Below are 19,297 nucleotides of genomic sequence, written 5' to 3'. Positions count from 1 at the left end.
ATTACCGGCCGGGGCTTTTGTCTGTGGGTCCCGGCAGTTCGTCCGGAGCGGAAGCCCCGGACGAACCGCCGCCGCTGAGCCGGCGTCAGCCGTTCGTACCACCCACGGTGGGCGTGACGCCGCCCCGGACGTGACCGTCACCGGTGACGATGTACTTGGTGGAGGTCAGCTCGGGCAGGCCCATCGGGCCGCGCGCGTGCAGCTTCTGGGTGGAGATGCCGATCTCCGCGCCGAAACCGAACTCACCCCCATCGGTGAACCGGGTCGAGGCGTTGACCGCCACGGTGGTGGAGTCGACCAACTGGGTGAAGCGGCGGGCGGCGGCCTGCGAGGTGGTCACGATCGCCTCGGTGTGGCCCGAGGACCAGCGCCGGATGTGCGCGACGGCGGCATCCAGCGACGGCACCACGGCGGCCGCGAGGTCGTACGAGAGGTACTCGGTCTCCCAGTCCTCCTCGGTGGCCGGCACCACGGTGGCGGCGGAGCCCTCGGCGGCCTTGAGCACCGCGTCGTCGCCGTGCACGGTCACCCCGGCCTCGGCCAGCGCGGCCAGCGCGAGCGGCAGGAAGGCGTCCGCGACGTCCTGGTGGACCAGCAGGGTCTCGGCGGTGTTGCAGACGCTGACCCGCTGGGCCTTGGAGTTCAGCAGGATGCCGACCGCCATCGCCAGGTCGGTGTCGGCGTCCACGTAGACGTGGCAGTTGCCGGTGCCGGTCTCGATCACCGGCACGGTGGAGCCCTCCACCACGGTCTTGATCAGCGAGGCGCCACCGCGCGGGATCAGCACGTCGACCAGGCCGCGGGCCCGCATCAGCTCCTGCACCGACTCCCGGCTCTCGCCCGGCACCAGCTGGATCACGTCGGCGGGCAGCCCGGCCCCGGCCACCGCGTCCCGGAGCACGCCGACCAGGGCGGTGTTGGAGCGGTAGGCGGAGGCCGAACCGCGCAGCAGTACGGCGTTGCCGGACTTCAGGCAGAGCGCGGCGGCGTCCACCGTGACGTTGGGGCGGGCCTCGTAGATGATGCCCACCACGCCCAGCGGGACCCGGATCTGACGGACGTCCAGACCGTTCGGCAGCGTGTAGCCCCGGATCACCTCACCGACCGGGTCGGGCAGGCCGACCACCGAGCGGACGTCGGCGGCGATCGCCGCGATCCGCTCGTCGTCGAGCGTCAGCCGGTCGATCACCGACTCCGGGGTCTCCGCCGCGCGGGCCTTCGCGACGTCCTCAGCGTTGGCGGCGGTGATCTCGGCCGTCCGGGCGAGCAGCGCGTCGGCGATCGCCAGCAGCGCGGCGTCCTTCACCGAACGCGGCAGTGGGGCGAGCACGGCGGCCGCCTCACGGGCACGGCGCGCGACGGCGAGGACGGGGCTGTCGGTGGTCTGGTCGCTGGTCATGCGGCCAAGGGTAGCGACTGCGCCCGACCGCCCGGAGCCGCTGATCGAGCGCTGAGACAGCGCGCTAGTACGGGTGCACCCCGCCCAGGTGCGGCGGCGGATCGCCGAAGCCCTCGGAGATCCGCTTGTGGTAGGTCGGACGGTCCACCACTTCGAGGCCGACGATCTCCCACGGCGGTAAGTTCGCCGAGCTCTTGTGCTCGCCCCAGAGCCGGAGCGCGATCGCGGCGGCGTCGTGCAGGTCCCTGGCCTGTTCCCAGTAGCGGATCTCGGCGTGGTCGGCGGCGTAACGAGCCGTCAGGAAGAACGAGTGGTCGTGGGCCAGCTGTTCGAGCCCGGCCCGCAGCTCGGCCAGCGGGGTGACCTTGCCCGCCACGCTCAGCACGACGTGCCAGAGCCGGGGCTGCTCCTCCTCGGGGAGCTCGGCCCGGTCGTGCAACTGGCGTACGGTGGCGCCGGGTTCTTCGGGTACGTGTTCGCCCCGGCCGCCGTCGATGCTGGTCAGCCTTCGTCCCACCGGCGGCCTCCTGTTCGGCGACGTCGTGTCGTGGCCGCTGCGGACGGCCTAGGGGTCGGGCCCGTCAGCCGCGCAGGATGACCAGGTCGTCGCGGTGGATGACCTCGCGCTCGTACGCGGCACCGAGCTCCTGGGCCAGCTCTCTGGTGGACCGGCCGAGCAGACGGGGCAACTCCCTCGCATCAAAGTTGACCAGCCCACGGGCGACGATGTGGCCGTTTTCGCCAAGAAGGTCCACCGGATCACCGGCGGAGAACTCCCCGTCCACCCGGGTCACCCCGGCGGGCAGCAGCGACTTCCCGCCGGAGACCACCGCCTCGACCGCGCCCGGGTCCAGCTGGAGGGCACCGCGCGGGCTGCTGGCGTGCTCCAGCCAGAGCAGCCGGTCGGCGGAGCGGCTGCCGGTGCGCAGGAACAGCGTGCCGGTCTGACGGCCCGCCAGGGCGTCGGCGGCCTGGCTGGCTGCGGTCAGCACCACCGGGATGCCGGCACCGGTGGCGATCCGGGCGGCCTCCACCTTGGTGACCATGCCACCGGTTCCCACGCCCGCCTTGCCGGTGCTGCCGATCTCGATCCCGTCCAGGTCGTGCGGGCCGCTGACCTGGTCGATCCGGGTGGTGCCGGGCTTGCTCGGGTCGCCGTCGTACAGGCCGTCCACGTCGGAGAGCAGCACCAGCAGGTCGGCCCGGACCAGGTGGGCGACCAGCGCGGCCAGCCGGTCGTTGTCACCGAACTTGATCTCGGCGGTGGCGACGGTGTCGTTCTCGTTGACGATCGGCATCGCGCCCATCGCCAGCAGCTGGTCCAGGGTCCGGTAGGCGTTCCGGTAGTGCGCCCGGCGGCTGGCGTCCTCGGCGGTCAGCAGCACCTGGCCGACCCGGACGCCGTACCGGGCGAACGAGGCGGTGTACCGGGCGACCAGCAGGCCCTGGCCGACGCTGGCGGCGGCCTGCTGGCGGGCCAGGTCCGGCGGGCGGCGGTCCAGACCGAGCGGGGCCAGGCCGGCCGCGATGGCGCCGGAGGAGACCAGCACGATCTCGGGGGCCGAGGGCTGGCTGCGGGCCTTGGCGAGCGCGTCGACCAGCGCGTCCACCCGGTCCGCGTCGAGCCCGCCGGCGGCGGTGGTGAGCGAGGAGGAGCCGACCTTGACCACGATGCGGCGTGCGGTCAGGACCTCCTGACGCAGGGTCTGGTCCGTCATCCGGGCTTGCCTCCACACGAGAATCGACGGGTCGTAATCTACGCGATCCGGGCCCTCGCCCCCGACGGCTTTTCAGCCCGTGGACACGCCACAGGGGCGCGGGCAGCCTCTCGGCTCCCCACGCCCCTGTGCCAGCAAGCGAGTTACTCCTCGTCGCCCGAGTCGTCCACGTCCAGCGCCGCGGGCCGCTTGCTGGACAGCGCCTCGAAGGCGAGGAACTCGTCCTCGGCCGAGTCGCGCAGCTTCTGCTTGTCCCGGCGGCGGTCCAGCGCGGGGCGCTGGGTGTCCAGGCGGTGGTCCTCGCCACGGCGGCCGAGCATCTCCGCACCGGCGGCCAGGGTCGGCTCCCAGTCGAAGACCACGGCGTTCTCGTCCGGACCGATGATGACGGTGTCGCCCTCCTGGGCGCCCACCTTCCAGAGCTGGTCCTCGACGCCGAGCCGGGCCAGCCGGTCGGCCAGGTACCCGACCGCCTCGTCGTTGGAGAAGTCGGTCTGCCGCACCCAGCGCTCGGGCTTGAGGCCGCGCACGCGGTACGCGCCGTCCTCCTCGGTGACCGTGAAGCCGGCGTCGTCCACGGCGGTGGGCCGCAGCACGATCCGGGTGGCCTCCTGCAGCGGCTTGGCGGCCCGCGCCTCGGCGACGATCTGGGCCATCGCGTAGTTGAGCTCGCGCAGGCCCGCGCGGGAGGCGGCGGAGACCTCGAAGACGCGGTAGCCGAGCTCCTCCAGGGAGGCCCGGGTCAGGTCGGCGATGTCCTGGCCGTCCGGCACGTCGATCTTGTTGAGCGCGACCAGCCGCGGCCGGTCCTCCAGACCGCCGTACTGGGAGAGCTCGGCCTCGATGGTCTCCAGGTCGGTGACCGGGTCCCGGCCGGGCTCCAGGGTGGCGCAGTCCAGCACGTGCACCAGCACGGTGCAGCGCTCGACGTGCCGGAGGAACTCCAGGCCCAGACCGCGGCCCTGGCTGGCGCCCGGGATCAGGCCGGGGACGTCGGCGACGGTGTAGACCGTCTCGCCCGCGGTGACCACACCGAGGTTGGGGATCAGGGTGGTGAAGGGGTAGTCCGCGATCTTCGGCTTGGCCGCCGAGATCACCGAGATGAGCGAGGACTTGCCCGCGCTCGGGTAACCCACCAGGGCGACGTCGGCGACGGACTTGAGCTCCATCACGATGTCGCGGGCCTCGCCGGGCTCGCCGAGCAGGGCGAAACCGGGGGCCTTGCGGCGGGCCGAGGAGAGCGCCGAGTTGCCCAGACCGCCACGGCCGCCGGCCGCGGCGATGAAGCTGGTGCCGTGCCCGACCAGGTCGGCCAGCACGTTGCCCTGCTTGTCCATCACCACGGTGCCGTCCGGCACCGGCAGCACCAGGTCCCCACCGGTCGAGCCGGTGCGGTGACCGCCCGCGCCCGGCTTGCCGTTGGTGGCCTTGCGCTTGGGCGAGTGGTGGTACTCGAGCAGCGTGGTGACCTGCGCGTCGACCATGAGGATCACGCTGCCGCCCTCACCGCCGTTGCCGCCGTCGGGCCCGCCCAGCGGCTTGAACTTCTCTCGGTGAACGGAGGCGCAGCCGTGGCCTCCGTTACCCGCGGCGACATGCAGTTCGACGCGGTCCACGAAGGTGGTCATGGGGTGTGCCTCCAGATAGGGAAAAACAGTCTCTGCTTCAAAGCATGGAGGGTGGACCGGAAAATTCCGGCCCACCCTCCACAGGAATTCCGACGCTGGGTCAGAATCAGGCCTCGACGGCCACGATGTTCACGACGCGGCGACCGCGGTGGGTGCCGAACTGCACCGCACCGGCGTTCAGCGCGAACAGGGTGTCGTCGCCACCGCGACCGACGCCCGCACCCGGGTGGAAGTGGGTGCCACGCTGGCGGACCAGGATCTCGCCGGCGCTGACGACCTGACCGCCGAAGCGCTTCACGCCGAGGCGCTGGGCGTTCGAGTCACGGCCGTTCCGGGTAGAGCTTGCGCCCTTCTTGTGTGCCATCTCGCTATCCCCTTACTTGCTGACGGAGTCGATGCTGGTGATCCGGACAGCGGTGTGGCGCTGACGGTGGCCCTGGCGGCGACGGTAACCGGTCTTGTTCTTGTAGCGCAGGATGATGATCTTCTCACCCTTGGTGTGGTCGACCACCTCGGCGTGAGCCTTCACGCCGGCGAGGACCCACGGGTCGGAGGTGACATCGTCACCGTCGACGACCAGGATGGTCGAGAGCTCCACCGAGTCACCCGGCTTGACGTCAACACGGTCAATCTCCAGCACGTCGCCGACGGCGACCTTGTGCTGGCGGCCGCCTGCGCGAACGATCGCGTACATGCGGTACCTGCTTTCTCTAACTCGATCGGAACTCTCGATGCCAGCCACCTGGGTACGGACACAGGCGGCCTCCCCCGAAACGAGTTTCGAGAGGTGATGTGCTCGGGAGCGCGGCGTCAGACACGCCAAGGGTCAAGAATACGGACCGGCACCCACTTGGGCAAACCGGGCCCTACCGGAGCGGGGGCGGCTCGAACGAACCGCCCCCGCACCAGGGCTTACTCAGCCGCCGAATCACCCTCGGCGGCCGCGGCCTTCTTGGCCGCCGCGCTCGTCCGCTTGGTGGCGGTCTTGCGGGCGGTGGTCTTCTTCGCGGCCGTGGTCTTCTTGGCCGCGACGGCCTTCTTGGCCGGAGCCTTGCGGGCCGCGCGCTTCTTCGGCGCGGGCTCCTCCTCGGCCGGGGCCTCGACGGCGGGCTCCTCGGCGACCGGCTCGGCCTCGGGCGCCTCGACGACGACCTCAGGCTCCTCGACCGCGGGCACGGCGGCGGCCGTCAGCGCGGCCTCCATCGCGGCCTCGGCACGGGCCTGCAGCACCACGATCTCGGCCTCGCCCGGCGCACCGGCCGGAGCCGTCGCCTTGCGGACCGCGCGGCGGCGGGTCCGGCCGGCCGGAGCGGCCGGGGCCGCCTCGATCTCGACCAGGTCGACCTGCGGAGCGGGCTCGGCGACCGGCGCCTCGACCACGGTCTCGACGGCCTCGGCCACCTCGACGGTCTCCGGAACGGCGATCTCCAGCTGCTCGCCGCCGTTCGGGATGACCTCGAACTCCTCGTGGTCGTGCTCGTCCTCGGTGGTCTCGGCGACCGCGTGCGACTCCTCCAGCGCGGTGCCGCCCTTGCCCCGGCGACGACGCTTGGAGCCACCGGCCGCGAGCTCGCCCGCGGTGCCGACCGGGCCACCGCCGCCGCCCACCGAGGTGGGCTGCTCCATGTGGACGATCACGCCGCGGCCGTTGCAGTGCACGCAGGACTCGGAGAAGGACTCCAGCAGGCCCTGGCCGACCCGCTTGCGGGTCATCTGCACCAGGCCGAGCGAGGTGACCTCGGCCACCTGGTGCTTGGTCCGGTCCCGGCCCAGGCACTCCAGCAGTCGGCGCAGCACCAGGTCCCGGTTGGACTCCAGCACCATGTCGATGAAGTCGATCACGATGATGCCGCCGAGGTCACGGAGCCTCAGCTGACGGACGATCTCCTCGGCCGCCTCGATGTTGTTCCGGGTGACGGTCTCCTCGAGGTTGCCGCCCTGGCCGACGAACTTGCCGGTGTTGACGTCGACCACGACCATCGCCTCGGTCCGGTCGATCACCAGCGAACCGCCGCTCGGCAGCCAGACCTTGCGGTCCAGCGCCTTCATCAGCTGCTCGTCGATCCGGTAGGTCGCGAACACGTCCACGTCCGAGGTCCACCGCTGCAGACGCTCGGTCAGGTCCGGCGCCACGTTGGTGACGTACTCGTGGATGGTGTTCCAGGCCTCCGAGCCGGAGACGATGACCTTGGTGAAGTCCTCGTTGAAGATGTCGCGGACGACCCGGACGGTCATGTCCGGCTCGCCGTACAGCAGCGCCGGGGCGTTGCCGGTGGCGGCCTTCTTCTGGATCTCCTCCCACTGCGCCTGCAGGCGCTGCACGTCGCGGGTCAGCTCGTCCTCGCTGGCGCCCTCGGCGGCGGTGCGCACGATCACGCCCGCGTCGTCCGGGACGATCTTCTTGAGGATCTGCTTGAGACGCGCCCGCTCGTTCTCCGGGAGCTTGCGGCTGATGCCGGTCATCGAGCCCTCGGGCACGTAGACCAGGTAGCGGCCGGGCAGCGAGATCTGGCTGGTCAGGCGGGCGCCCTTGTGGCCGATCGGGTCCTTGGAGACCTGGACCAGCACGGACTGGCCGGACTTCAGCACCGACTCGATCCGGCGCGGGCCGCCGTGGCCGCCCAGCGCGCCGAAGTTGACCTCACCGGCGTACAGCACCGCGTTGCGGCCCTTGCCGATGTCGACGAAGGCGGCCTCCATCGACGGCAGCACGTTCTGGACCTTGCCCAGGTAGACGTTGCCGACGTACGAGGTGGCCTGCTCCTTGTTCACGTAGTGCTCGACCAGCACGTTGTCCTCGAGGACACCGATCTGGGTGCGCAGGCCGTTCTGACGGACCACCATGACCCGCTCGACCGACTCCCGGCGGGCCAGGAACTCGGCCTCGGTGATGATCGGCACCCGGCGGCGGCCCAGCTCGCGGCCCTCGCGACGGCGCTGCTTCTTGGCCTCCAGGCGGGTCGAGCCCTTGATGGACTGCACCTCGTCCGGGTCGAAGGCCGGCTCGGTCGAACGGCGGCGCGGCTCCCGGACCTTGACGACGGTTCGGACGCCGTCCTCGTTGGTCTCGGCGACCACCTCGACACCACCAGCGCTGTCACCGCTGCGGCGACGACGGCGACGGCGACGACGGGACGAGGCCAGGCCACCGGCCAGGTCGTCCTCGTCCTCCTCCTCGACGTCCTCCTCGGGCTCCTCGACGGCGGCCGCGGTCGGCTCGGTGCCCTGCTCGGCCTCGAACTCCTCGGCCTCACCACGGCGGCGGCGACGGCCACCACGGCGGCGACGGCGGGACGGACGGTCGTCCTCCCACTCGCCCTCGGTCTCCGGACCGGCGGTCACCTCGACGGGCGCCTCCTCGACCGCGGCCGGGGCCTCGGCCTTGGGCGCCTCGACCTTGGGCACCTCGCGGACCGGCTCCGGCTGCTCCACCCGGGGCTCCGGACGAGCCTCCTGGCGGGCCTCCTGACGGCCACCGCGGGACTGGCGCGAGGGGGTCTGCACCCGGACCTGGCGGCTGGTGCGGCGGCGACGGCCGACCCCGCTGTACTCGAACTCGTCCTCCTCCTGCGGCGCGGCCGGAGCGGCGACCGGCGCGGCGGCCTTGGCGGCGGCGGGCGCGGCCACCGGGGCGGCGGCGGCCGGCGCGGCGGTCACGGCGGCGGCCGGTGCGGCGGGGGCGACGTAGGGCGCGGGCTCCTGGAAGACCGGGGCCTGGAAGATCGCGGTGGACGGGCGGACCGCACGGCGGCGGGCCCGCGGCGGGGCGGCGTCCTCGACCACCGGGGCGGGCTCGGCGACCGGGGCCTCGGCCACCGGCTCCTCGACGGGAGCCTCGGGCTCCTCCTCGACGACCGGCTCCTCGACCACGACCGGGGTGGCCTCGACCACCCGGCGGCGGCGGGCACGGCGCGGCGGGGCGGCGTCCTCGACCGGGGCGGGCTCCTCGGCCGCGACCTCGACCACGGGGGCCTCCTCGACGGCGACCGGCGCGGCCTCGGCCCGCTTGCGGGGGGTGCGGCGGGCCCGGACGGGCTTCTCCGGCGCGGGCTCCTCGGCAGCGGCCTCGACCGGCGCGGGTGCCTCGGCGACGGCCTCCGGCGCACCGGCCGGGGACTCGACGCGCTTGCGGGGGGTGCGGCGGGCCCGGACGGGCTTCTCCGGCGCGGGCTCCTCGGCGGCGGCCGCAACGGCCGGGGCCTCGTGCGGCTCGGCCGGCAGGACCGTCTCGGCGGTCTCGGTGGCGGCGCCCTGCGGGGTACCCGCCGGGCGGGACACCGCGCGGCGGCGGCGACGCGGCGGGGCCGCGCTGTCGTCGGCCGCGGGCTGCTGCGGTTCGTTGTTCTCGTTCTCGAGCATGCGGGTGGATCTCCCGTCAGGCCCCCGGGCTCCGCATCCGGGCACGGCGCGACGCCGCTGGTTCCGGTCGGTCGCGAGCTTCGCGGGCCGACCTCCACGGCGTCGCCGTGCGGGACGCCGATGCCGCACAGGGGCTCGTAGTCTCGCTCGGCGCCCCGCACAGTGCGGGGTGTCGAAAGTCTTCTGGTTCTGACCAGTCTTCAAGTTTTTCCGGGCCGGTGCCGTCCCCCGTCCCGGATGGCTGCCGGAGGGGTCCTCGGGCCCACCGCCCATCCGGGGCGGCGGGCCACAAGGGGCTGGCCTGCGTTCGACGGCGCTCGCTCCCCTGGGGAGCCGCGGCGGCCCGGAGGGGACACGGCCTGGAAACCCAGGCCGGCCCTCCTCCCGCTAGGCGGACGCAGGTGCGCGCGGCCCGGCGGCCTACAGGCCGGCCGGGGCCGCGGCGCGGTCGAGCGCCAGCGGGTCGGTCACCGTGCCGGTCTCCTCGTCGAGCGGCCCCTGCGCCAGCCTGGTCACCTCAGCGGGGACCGGCGGCGCCAGGTCGGCCGTCGCACGGAGACCGGACAAAACGTCGTCGGGTCGTACGGCGGGTGTGGCGTGTCGTACTACCAGCCGCAGTATCGCACAGGGATTGGTGGTACGAACATCGGCGGTACCGTCCGTGCCGGTCTCGTTACCATCGCCGACCTGCGGCGAAAGCAGTTCGAGTGCCGCGACAGGACCGCGCGCGTCGAAGACCCGGACGCCGTTCTTGGTGAGGCGTTCGACCTCGACCCGTTCGGCGGCCAGGAAAGCGGCGATCGCGCGGCCCGCCTCCTCGGGCGTGACCCGGTCCAGTCGGACCTGCCACTCGGAGGCCTCCAGCCGCTCCACGAAGTTCGGGGTGCGGACCTCGACGGCGTCGGTGATGTCCAGACCGTCCGGCAGCGACTCGTCGAGCTGCGCGCGCAGCGCCTCCGGGTCGCGGATCTCGGCCAGGCCGATCTCCAGGTACTCGGCCTCGCTGGCCACCCCGGTCGGGGCGGCGTTGGCGTACGAGACCTTCGGGTGCGGGGTGAATCCCGCCGAGTACGCCATCGGGACGGCCGAGCGGCGGAGCGCGCGCTCGAACGCCCGCTGGAAGTCACGGTGGCTGGTGAAGCGCAGACGGCCGCGCTTGGTGTACCGGAGACGGATGCGCTGCACCGTCGGCGCGGGCGGCGGACCGTCAGGCGTGCGGCGTGCCAGGGTCGCTCAGTCCTTAGTCAGTAGGCCGGTCCGGCCACTGCACCAACGGGCTCCGGCCGGACTCTGTCAGGCTCAAGGGTACGGCCTGCTCAGCCCAGCAGCGCCCGCCGGACCTCCCGCAGCACTCGGGCGACCTCCGCCTTGACCGGCCACCAGACCTCCCGGCGCACCCAACGGCACGGTCGGACCACCAGGAACCGCCCGACCCGGCCCGCGATCCCCCAGGCCCAGCCGAGCACCCGGAACACCGGTGCCAGCACCCAGCGCCACAGCCAGCGCAGCGGAATCAGCACCAGATAGTGCAGCACCGGCCACAGCAGGTACTCCCAGAGGAACTTCAGCGGCAGCATCACCAGGTAGGTGAGCACCCACTCCAACACCACCACCGCGGCCCGGCCCACGGGCGCCAGCGCCCACGACCAGAGCCAGCGGCCGGACGGCGCCAGAACCTGCTGCCAGAGCCAGCTCAGCGGGATCACCAGCAGATAGCGCAGCAGCGGCTCGGCCACGTACCGCCAGAGCTGGGCGAGCGGCCAGAGGAGCACCCAGTAGAGGACGGTGCCGACCCCGCGCAGCACCAGCGCCAACAGCTCCCAGAGGAACCGCAGCGGCACCACGACCACCAGCGCGATCACCCTCGCCACCCCGGTCAGGCAGCCGCCCGGTCCGTCCTGCTGGTCCATCGGTGTTTCCCCCCTCGACATGGCCTGACGGCCCCTGCCGTGCAGTACGCACGGGAGGGGCCGTCAGGTTGTGGATCGGTACTATGAGTTGACGACCGTGAGCGGCAGCAGCTTCACGCCGGTCGGGCCGATCTGGATGGAGGTGTCCATCTGGGGGCACACGCCGCAGTCGAAGCACGGGGTCCAGCGGCAGTCCTCGACCTCGACCTCCTCGAGGGCGTCCTGCCAGTCCTCCCAGAGCCAGTCCTTGTCGAGGCCGCTGTCCAGGTGGTCCCAGGGCAGCACCTCCTCGTAGCTGCGCTCGCGGGTGGTGTACCAGGCGACGTCGACGCCGGTGCCGGTCAGGCCCTTCTCGGCGGCGGCGATCCAGCGGTCGTAGGAGAAGTGCTCGCGCCAGCCGTCGAAGCGGCCGCCGTCCTCGTAGACCGCGCGGATGATCGCGCCGACCCGGCGGTCGCCGCGGGAGAGCAGGCCCTCGATGATGCCGGGCTTGCCGTCGTGGTAGCGGAAGCCGATGTTCTTGCCGTACTTGCGGTCGTTCCGGATCGCGTCGCGGAGCTTGCCGAGCCGGGCGTCGGTGTCCTCGGCGGAGAGCTGCGGCGCCCACTGGAACGGGGTGTGCGGCTTGGGGACGAAGCCGCCGATCGAGACGGTGCAGCGGATGTCGTTCTGGCCGGTGACCTCGCGACCCTTCTGGATCACGTTCTTGGCCATCGTGGCGATCTGCAGGACGTCCTCGTCGGTCTCGGTGGGGAGGCCGACCATGAAGTACAGCTTGACCTGGCGCCAGCCGTTGCCGTAGGCGGCGGCGACGGTGCGGATCAGGTCCTCCTCCGACACCATCTTGTTGATCACCTTGCGGATCCGCTCCGAGCCGCCCTCGGGGGCGAAGGTGAGACCGGACCGGCGGCCGTTGCGGGTCAGCTCGTTGGCCAGGTCGATGTTGAAGGCGTCGACCCGGGTGGACGGCAGCGAGAGGCCGATCTTGTCCTCGGTGTAGCGGTCGGCCAGGCCCTTGGCGATGTCACCGATCTCGGTGTGGTCGGCGGAGGACAGCGAGAGCAGGCCGACCTCCTCGAAGCCGGTGGCCTTCAGGCCGCGCTCGACCATCTCGCCGATGCCGGTGATGCTTCGCTCCCGCACGGGGCGCGTGATCATGCCGGCCTGACAGAAACGGCAGCCGCGGGTGCAGCCGCGGAAGATCTCCACGGACATCCGCTCGTGCACGGTCTCGGCGAGCGGGACCAGCGGCTGCTTGGGGTAGGGCCACTCGTCCAGGTCCATCACGGTGTGCTTGGAGACCCGCCACGGCACGCCCTCGCGGTTGGCCACCACGCGGGCGATCCGGCCGTCCTCCAGGTAGTCCACGTCGTAGAAGCGCGGGACGTAGACCCCACCCGTACGAGCCAGCCGGAGCAGCACCTCGTCGCGGCCGCCGGGGCGGCCCTCGGCCTTCCAGGCCCGGATGATCTCGGTCATGTCGAGCACGGCCTGCTCGCCGTCACCGATGATCGCGCAGTCGATGAACTCGGCGATCGGCTCGGGGTTGAACGCGGCGTGGCCGCCGGCCAGCACGATCGGGTCGTCCAGACCCCGGTCGGCGGCGTTCAGCGGGATGCCGGCCAGGTCGAGCGCGGTCAGCATGTTGGTGTAGCCGAGCTCGGTGGAGAAGGAGAGCCCGAACACGTCGAAGGCCTTGACCGGCCGGTGCGCGTCGACGGTGAACTGCGGGACGCCGTGCTCGCGCATCAGCGCTTCCAGGTCCGGCCAGACGCTGTAGGTGCGCTCGGCGAGCACGCCCTCGCGCTCGTTCAGCACCTCGTACAGGATCATGACGCCCTGGTTGGGCAGCCCGACCTCGTAGGCGTCGGGGTACATCAGGGCCCACCGGACGTCGGCGCTGTCCCAGTCCTTGACGGTCGAGTTGAGCTCGCCGCCGACGTACTGGATCGGCTTCTGGACGTGCGGGAGGAGGGCCTCCAGGCGTGGGAAGACCGATTCGACTGGCATGCGGTGAGCCCTTTTCGGCGGGGACAAGGTGACCCTCAAGGGTAGCCGAACCAGCTACGGTCAAATCCCTATCGGCCGCTGGGTGCGGACGCACTGGAGCAGGCCGACGCCGATCCAGACCGCGAACATCGAGGAACCGCCGTAGGAGACGAACGGCAGCGGGATGCCCGCGACCGGCATGATGCCGAGGTTCATCCCGATGTTCTCGAAGGCCTGGAAGGCGAACCAGCTGATCACTCCGGCCGCCACGATGGTGCCGAACAGGTCGGTGGCCTGCCGGGCGATCTTGCAGGCCCGCCAGAGCAGCAGGCCGAGCAGCAGGATCAGGCCGAGCGCGCCGACGAAGCCGAGCTCCTCGCCGGCCACCGTGAAGACGAAGTCGGTCTGCTGCTCGGGGACGAACTGGCCGGTGGTCTGGGTGCCCTTGAACAGGCCCATGCCGGTCAGGCCGCCGGAGCCGATGGCGATCCGGGCCTGGGCGGTGTTGTAGCCCACCCCGGCCGGGTCGAGCGCGGGGTTGGCGAAGGCGGCGAACCGGTCGATCTGGTACTTGCTCAGCACGCCGAGCTGCCAGATCGCGCCCGCGCCGAGCGCGCCGGCGCCGATCAGGCCGAAGACCCAGCGGTCGGCCGCGCCGGAGGCGAGCAGGATGCCGAGGATGATGACGCCCATCACCATCACCGAGCCGAGGTCGGGCATCAGCATGATCACGGCCATCGGGAGCGCGGCCAGCCCGAGCGCCTGGAGCACGCTGCGGTTCGGCGGGTACTCCCGCTCCCCCGCGTCCACCCGGGCGGACAGCACCACGGCCATCGCCAGGATGATCGCGAACTTGGCGAACTCGGCGGGCTGGATCGAGAATCCGCCGCCGAACTGGATCCAGGCCTTGGCTCCGTTGATGGTCGAGCCCAGCGGGGTGAGCACCGCGAGCAGCATCAGCAGCGTCAGCACGTACACCACCGGCACGGCGGTGCGCAGGCGCCGACTCCCTATCAGGACCACGATCCCGCACAGCACCAGACCGATCGCCAGATTGGTGAGGTGCCGGAGCAGGAAGTACTGCGGGTCGCCGTGGGTCAGCGAGTCGCGCCCCCGGGTGGCCGACCAGACCAGCAGCGAGCTGCCGAGCGAGAGGCCGAGGGCGGACAGCACCATGATCCAGTCCAGCCGGCGGAGCGGGGAGCCCTTGGCCAGCGCCCGGCCGACCGTGCCGCGCTGCGGCGCCAGCCGGTACTGGCTGTACGAGGAGGTCATGCCCGGCCCCTTCCGGCGGTGCGGGTGGTGGGTTCGAGCGCGGCCAGGGTGAGCGTGCCCGGCGCGGCGGGGGCGGTGGGCGGCTGCGGGTCGAGGAAGAGCGCCACCGGGTGGACGGCCGTGCCGTCCGGGTTGAACTTCGGCAGCTCGGCCTGCGGCTTGCTGAGCAGGGCCTTGCCGGTGTCGATGTTGCCCTTGTCGTCCACGCCGTACAGCGCCTGGTAGATCCGCCGGACGGCGTCACCCGAGGCACCGGAGCCGGTACCGGCCTGACTCATCGTCATGACCACCGCGTAGTCGCGGCTGTAGGTGGTCAGGTACGAGGTGGTCTGCTTGCCGAAGACCTCGGCGGTGCCGGTCTTGGCGTGCAGCTCGATCTTGCCCTGCGGCCAGCCCGCGCCGGTGAACTTCCACGCGGCGGAGCCCTGCTCGATGACGCCCTTGGTGGCCTGGTCGATGTACTGCAGGGTGCGCTGGTCGGTCGGCAGCTTGCCGTCCACCTGCGGGGCGATCTCCCGGATCACCGTGCCGTCCGGGCTGACCACGGCCTTGCCGATGGTCGGGCGGTAGAGCGTGCCGCCGTTGGCCAGCGCGCCGTAGATCTTGGCCATCTGGAGCGGCGTCACCAGGGTGTCGCCCTGGCCGATGGCGTAGTTGACCATGTCACCGGCGCGCATCTGGTTGCCGTCGGCGCAGTTCTCCTTGGCCACCAGGGTGCCGTAGTCGTTGCCGCCGGACTGGGCCTGCTTGCACCAGGCGTCCTTGTTGGCGTCGTAGTACTCCTGCTTCCACTGGCGGTCCGGGATCCGGCCCGGGGCCTCGCTGGGCAGGTCGATGCCGGTCTTGGCGCCGAGGCCGAACTGCTTGGCGGTCTTGAAGAACCAGTCCGCCGCGTCCTTCTTCGGCTTGATGCCGCCGTCGGCCATCCACTGGTCGTAGGCGAGGCCGTAGAAGACGGTGTCGCAGGACACCTCCAGGGCGCGGGCCAGGCTGATCGGGCCGTAGCCCTTGCTCTCGAAGTTCTTGAACTCGCGGCCGCCGATGGTCATGCTGCTCGGGCAGTCGTAGTTGCTGTTCAGCGAGTAGCCGGCCTGCGCGGCGGCGGCGGCGGAGACCACCTTGAAGGTGGAGCCGGGGGCGGACTGACCCTGTATGGCCCGGTTCAGCAGCGGGTAGTTGGACTCCTTGCTGGTCAGGTTCGTGTAGTCCTTGCCCGCGATGCCGCCGACCCAGAGGTTGGGGTCGTAGGTCGGGGCGCTGGCCATCGCGACGATCCGGCCGGTGTGCACGTCCAGCACCACGGCCGCGCCGGAGTCGGCCTCGTAGTTGCGCTTGGTGTCCTTGTCCCACGCCTTGCGGGCGTCCACCATGGCCTGCGCGAGGTTGTCCTCGACGGCCTTCTGGACCCGGGCGTCGATGCTGGTGACCAGGTTGTTGCCGGGCACCGCCGGGGTCTTGCCCGCGCTGCCGATCACCCGGCCGAGGTTGTCCACCTCGAGCCGGTCGATGCCGGTGGTGCCGCGCAGGTCGTTGTCGTACACCGACTCCAGGCCGGCCCGGCCGATCTGGTCGACCGGCAACCGGCGCTCCCGGCCCTCCTTGTCCTTGGACTTGGTGACCTCCTCGTCGGTGACCGGCGAGAGGTAGCCGAGCACCTGGGCGAGGTTGGCGCCCTCGACGCCGGTGTAGCGGCGCAGCGAGGTGGGCTGGGCGGTCACGCCGGGGAAGTCCTCGTGACGTTCCATTATCTGCATCGCCTGCTGGGTGGTGGCCGCCTTGGTCACCGGGATCGGCTGGTAGGGCGAGCCGTTCCAGCAGGGCTGCGCGGTCTTGGCGTCACAGAGCCTGACCTTGTCCTGGACGTCCTTGGCGGGCATCCCGAGCACGTCGGCGAGCCGGGCCAGCACGGCCTTGCCGCGGTCCTTCTGCTGGAGCAGCGAGGTGCGGCTGACCGAGACCACCAGCTTGGCCTCGTTCCCGGCCAGGATCCGGCCCGAGGCGTCCAGGATCTCGCCGCGCACGGTCGGCTCGACCACCTCGCGGACGTGGTTGCCCGCCGCCTTCTCCACGTACTCGTGGCCGGTGCGGATCTGCAGGTACCAGAGCCGTCCGCCCAGGGTGGCGAGCAGCGACAGCACCAGGACCTGCAGGACGATCAGACGGATCGTCACCCGCTGGGTGCGGCCGGTCTCCGGGATGTTGCTCAACGGTGCTCGCTCCTCAGGGGCGCTTGGCCAGGCCGGGAATCCGCCGCTTCCGGCCGTAGCCGGGCAGCGGGGACGCCTCGCGGGTGGTGCGGTAGCGGGCCAGCGTGCCCAGGCCCGAGCCGCTGGAGTCCTCGGACTCGGTGACCACGCTGCCGCCGTCGAACCGGCGGGCCAGCATCATCACGGCGGGCACCACGAACGGGGCCAGCAGCACGTCGTACAGCAGGGCGCTGAACACCAGGCCGGTCAGGCCGACGTGCCGGGCGGCGGTGTCGCCGACCAGGGCGCCGACCGTCGCGTACAGCAGGGTGGAGGCGACCGCGGCGACCGCCACGATCAGCAGCGCGCTGACCGCCGAGCGCTGCCGGGCGCCGTCCGGGCGGAGCAGCCCGGTGGCGTAGCCGAGCAGGCAGAGCACCAGGGCGTAGCGGCCGATGGCGTGGTCGGAGGGCGGGGCCAGGTCGGCCAGCAGGCCGGCCGAGAAGCCGACCAGGCAGCCGCCGGTGGGCCCGTAGACCAGGGCCAGGCCGACCACCACGAGGAGCAGCAGATCCGGTGTGGCGCCCGGGAGTTGGAGCCGTCCGAGCACGCTGACCTGGATCACCAGGGCGAGCAGGATCAGGACGGCGGAGAGCAGGATGCGGTTGATCCGCATGGTCAGTTCCCCCCTGCGGGTGTCGAGGCGGGCGGCAGTACGGCGTCCCGCGGGTCGGTCCGCGGCGGGACCACCACCACGCCGACCAGGTCGAGCCGGGTGAACTGGACGTACGGCTCGACCAGCACGGTCTTGGTGAGCTGACCCGGCGTCGCCTCCACCTCGACCACCTTGCCGACCGGGACGCCGGGGACGAACGGGCGGCCGCTCTGCGAGCCGAAGGTGACCAGCCGGTCTCCGGCCTTGACCTGGGCCTTGCCGTTCAGCAGCGAGACCTTCATCGGGCCGGTGCCCTGGCCGTTGGCGAAGCCGATCTCGCCGGTGCCCTCCATCCTGGTCCCGACGCTGAAGCCGGGGTCGGAGGCGAGCAGCACGGTGGCGGTGGTGGGCGCGATGGTGGTGATCCGGCCGACCAGGCCCTGACCGTTGATCACGGTCATGTCCCGGGTCAGGCCGTCGTCGCTGCCGGCGTCGATGGTGATGGTCCAGGAGAAGCCCTGGGCGGCGCCGATCGCGATCACCTGGGCGGCCTTGACGGTGTATCCGCCGTTCCCGGCGGTGCGCAGCAGCTCGTCCAGCTGCTTGGTGCGGCCTGACGCGGTGTCGGAGGAGGCGACCCGCTGGCGCAGGTCGGTGTTCTCCCGGGTGATCTGGTCCAGCCGGGCCTGGTGGGTGCCCGCGTCCCGCACGGCCCGTACGGTGCCGGCCACCGGGTCGACCACGCCGGCCGCGCCGCGCTCGACCGGGCCGAGCACGCTCGCGGCGGCGCGACGGGCACCACTGAGCGGAGAGCTCTCGCCGCCCTTGATGTCCACGGTGATCAGGGCGAAGGCGACCGCTACCAGCAGGACGAGCAGCAGTCGGCTCTCTCGGGTGTCCCTCACGATGCTGGAGCTGCCCCTTCGGTGCCTGGCCCCCACCCGCTGTGGACGGCTGAGGGCCCTTCAGTTGACTTGTGTTCTTTCCCGCTCAACGACGGGGCTGGGCGTCCAGTACCTGCTGGAGCGCCTCGAACTCCTCGACGCACTTGCCGGAGCCGAGCGCGACCGAGTCGAGCGGGTTCTCCGCGATGTGGATCGGCATGCCGGTCTCCCGGCGGAGCCGCTCGTCCAGGCCGCGCAGCAGGGCGCCGCCGCCGGTGAGCACGATCCCACGGTCCATCACATCGCCCGCCAGCTCGGGCGGGCACTGGTCCAGGGTGGTCTTCACCGCGTCGATGATGGAGTTGACCGGCTCGTCGATCGCCTCGCGGACCTCGGCCGCGGAGATCACCACGGTCTTCGGCAGGCCGCTGACCAGGTCGCGGCCGCGGATCTCGGCGTGCTCGTCCTTCTCGCCCTCCAGGGCGAAGGCCGAACCGATGCTCATCTTGATCTGCTCCGCGCTGCGCTCACCGAGCAGGAGGCTGTACTCCTTCTTGATGTGCTGCACGATCGCGTTGTCCAGCTCGTCGCCGGCCACCCGGATGGACTGCGCGGTGACGATCCCGCCGAGCGAGATCACCGCGACCTCGGTGGTGCCGCCGCCGATGTCCACCACCATGTTGCCGGTGGCCTCGTGCACCGGCAGCCCGGCGCCGATCGCGGCCGCCATCGGCTCCTCGATGATGTGCACCTGGCGCGCGCCGGCCTGCGAGCTGGCCTCGATCACGGCGCGGCGCTCGACTCCGGTGATGCCGCTGGGCACGCAGACCACGACGCGGGGGCGGGCCAGGTAGCGGCGGCGGTGGATCTTGAGGATGAAGTAGCGCAGCATCCGCTCGGTGATCTCGAAGTCGGCGATCACACCGTCCTTGAGCGGGCGGATCGCGACGATGTTGCCGGGCGTGCGCCCGATCATCTTCTTCGCCTCGGACCCGACCGCCAGGATGCCGCCGGTGTTGGTGTTCACCGCGACCACGGACGGCTCGTTGAGGACGATCCCCTTGCCCCTGACGTACACCAGCGTGTTGGCAGTGCCCAGGTCGATCGCCATGTCACGGCCGATGAACGACAGATTGTTGGCCATGGGGTGTGTGGTGCCTTCCCGAGCTCGGAATCAGATGGCGGGGAGATGGGGGCGGACGACGGCTGACCAGCCGTACCGAGCCCGTGAGTTGTGCTCCATCGTAGCCACGCCGGTCGTCTCGGACTGCGAGGTACGGCGTGCTGCCCATTC

The 19,297-nt window shown here is 71.7% G+C and carries 15 protein-coding genes; all 15 read right to left on the bottom strand.

Annotated features, from left to right (window positions below; translation table 11 throughout):
• Positions 1-85: 85 nt before the first annotated feature.
• The gene (locus F4556_RS24315; RefSeq protein WP_184919532.1) at positions 86-1,399 is read right to left on the bottom strand and encodes a glutamate-5-semialdehyde dehydrogenase; all 1,314 of its coding nucleotides are present in this window, start codon (positions 1,397-1,399) and stop codon (positions 86-88) included.
• 64 nt (positions 1,400-1,463) lie between these two features.
• The gene (locus tag F4556_RS24310) at positions 1,464-1,916 is read right to left on the bottom strand and encodes a DUF8830 family protein (RefSeq protein WP_184919530.1); all 453 of its coding nucleotides are present in this window, start codon (positions 1,914-1,916) and stop codon (positions 1,464-1,466) included.
• 64 nt (positions 1,917-1,980) lie between these two features.
• Positions 1,981-3,117 carry a glutamate 5-kinase gene (gene proB, locus F4556_RS24305; protein WP_184919528.1) on the bottom strand — a complete coding sequence of 379 codons (1,137 nt, stop codon included), beginning with the start codon at positions 3,115-3,117 and terminating at the stop codon, positions 1,981-1,983.
• Positions 3,118-3,260: 143 nt separating this feature from the next.
• Positions 3,261-4,745 carry a GTPase ObgE gene (obgE, locus tag F4556_RS24300; protein ID WP_184919526.1) on the bottom strand — a complete coding sequence of 495 codons (1,485 nt, stop codon included), beginning with the start codon at positions 4,743-4,745 and terminating at the stop codon, positions 3,261-3,263.
• A gap of 106 nt (positions 4,746-4,851) precedes the next feature.
• Complete coding sequence (gene rpmA, locus F4556_RS24295) at positions 4,852-5,109, bottom strand: 50S ribosomal protein L27 (protein ID WP_057238555.1); 258 nt, start codon at positions 5,107-5,109, stop codon at positions 4,852-4,854.
• 12 nt (positions 5,110-5,121) lie between these two features.
• Positions 5,122-5,439, bottom strand: coding sequence for a 50S ribosomal protein L21 (gene rplU, locus F4556_RS24290; RefSeq protein WP_184919524.1), 318 nt, complete (start codon positions 5,437-5,439; stop codon positions 5,122-5,124).
• A gap of 218 nt (positions 5,440-5,657) precedes the next feature.
• Complete coding sequence (locus F4556_RS24285) at positions 5,658-9,104, bottom strand: Rne/Rng family ribonuclease (protein WP_184919522.1); 3,447 nt, start codon at positions 9,102-9,104, stop codon at positions 5,658-5,660.
• A 420-nt stretch (positions 9,105-9,524) separates the two neighbouring features.
• Positions 9,525-10,289 (bottom strand): TIGR03936 family radical SAM-associated protein, encoded by a 765-nt coding sequence (locus F4556_RS24280; protein ID WP_184919520.1) that lies wholly within the window; start codon positions 10,287-10,289, stop codon positions 9,525-9,527.
• Positions 10,290-10,420: 131 nt separating this feature from the next.
• Positions 10,421-11,014 carry a hypothetical protein gene (locus F4556_RS24275; protein WP_184919518.1) on the bottom strand — a complete coding sequence of 198 codons (594 nt, stop codon included), beginning with the start codon at positions 11,012-11,014 and terminating at the stop codon, positions 10,421-10,423.
• Between the two features lie 81 nt (positions 11,015-11,095).
• Positions 11,096-13,024: a TIGR03960 family B12-binding radical SAM protein gene (locus F4556_RS24270; RefSeq protein ID WP_184919516.1), complete on the bottom strand. Its 1,929-nt coding sequence runs from the start codon at positions 13,022-13,024 to the stop codon at positions 11,096-11,098.
• A gap of 60 nt (positions 13,025-13,084) precedes the next feature.
• On the bottom strand, positions 13,085-14,278 hold the full coding sequence (rodA, locus tag F4556_RS24265; RefSeq protein WP_184919515.1) for a rod shape-determining protein RodA: 1,194 nt from the start codon (positions 14,276-14,278) through the stop codon (positions 13,085-13,087).
• Entirely contained in the window at positions 14,275-16,485 is a 2,211-nt protein-coding gene (gene mrdA, locus F4556_RS24260) for a penicillin-binding protein 2 (RefSeq protein WP_184919512.1), read from the bottom strand. Before mrdA ends, rodA begins: the two co-directional genes overlap by 4 nt.
• A gap of 13 nt (positions 16,486-16,498) precedes the next feature.
• A complete protein-coding gene (gene mreD, locus F4556_RS24255; protein ID WP_184919510.1) occupies positions 16,499-17,140 on the bottom strand; it encodes a rod shape-determining protein MreD in 642 nt (213 codons plus the stop codon).
• A gap of 2 nt (positions 17,141-17,142) precedes the next feature.
• Positions 17,143-18,024: a rod shape-determining protein MreC gene (mreC, locus tag F4556_RS24250; protein ID WP_184919508.1), complete on the bottom strand. Its 882-nt coding sequence runs from the start codon at positions 18,022-18,024 to the stop codon at positions 17,143-17,145.
• Positions 18,025-18,109: 85 nt separating this feature from the next.
• Positions 18,110-19,135: a rod shape-determining protein gene (locus F4556_RS24245; protein ID WP_073927935.1), complete on the bottom strand. Its 1,026-nt coding sequence runs from the start codon at positions 19,133-19,135 to the stop codon at positions 18,110-18,112.
• Between the last annotated feature and the right edge of the window lie 162 nt (positions 19,136-19,297).

The organism is Kitasatospora gansuensis (assembly GCF_014203705.1).
Classification (GTDB): domain Bacteria; phylum Actinomycetota; class Actinomycetes; order Streptomycetales; family Streptomycetaceae; genus Kitasatospora; species Kitasatospora gansuensis.
The sequence above is the reverse complement of the archived record's forward strand: the minus strand, read 5'-3'. Positions and strand labels throughout refer to the sequence as shown.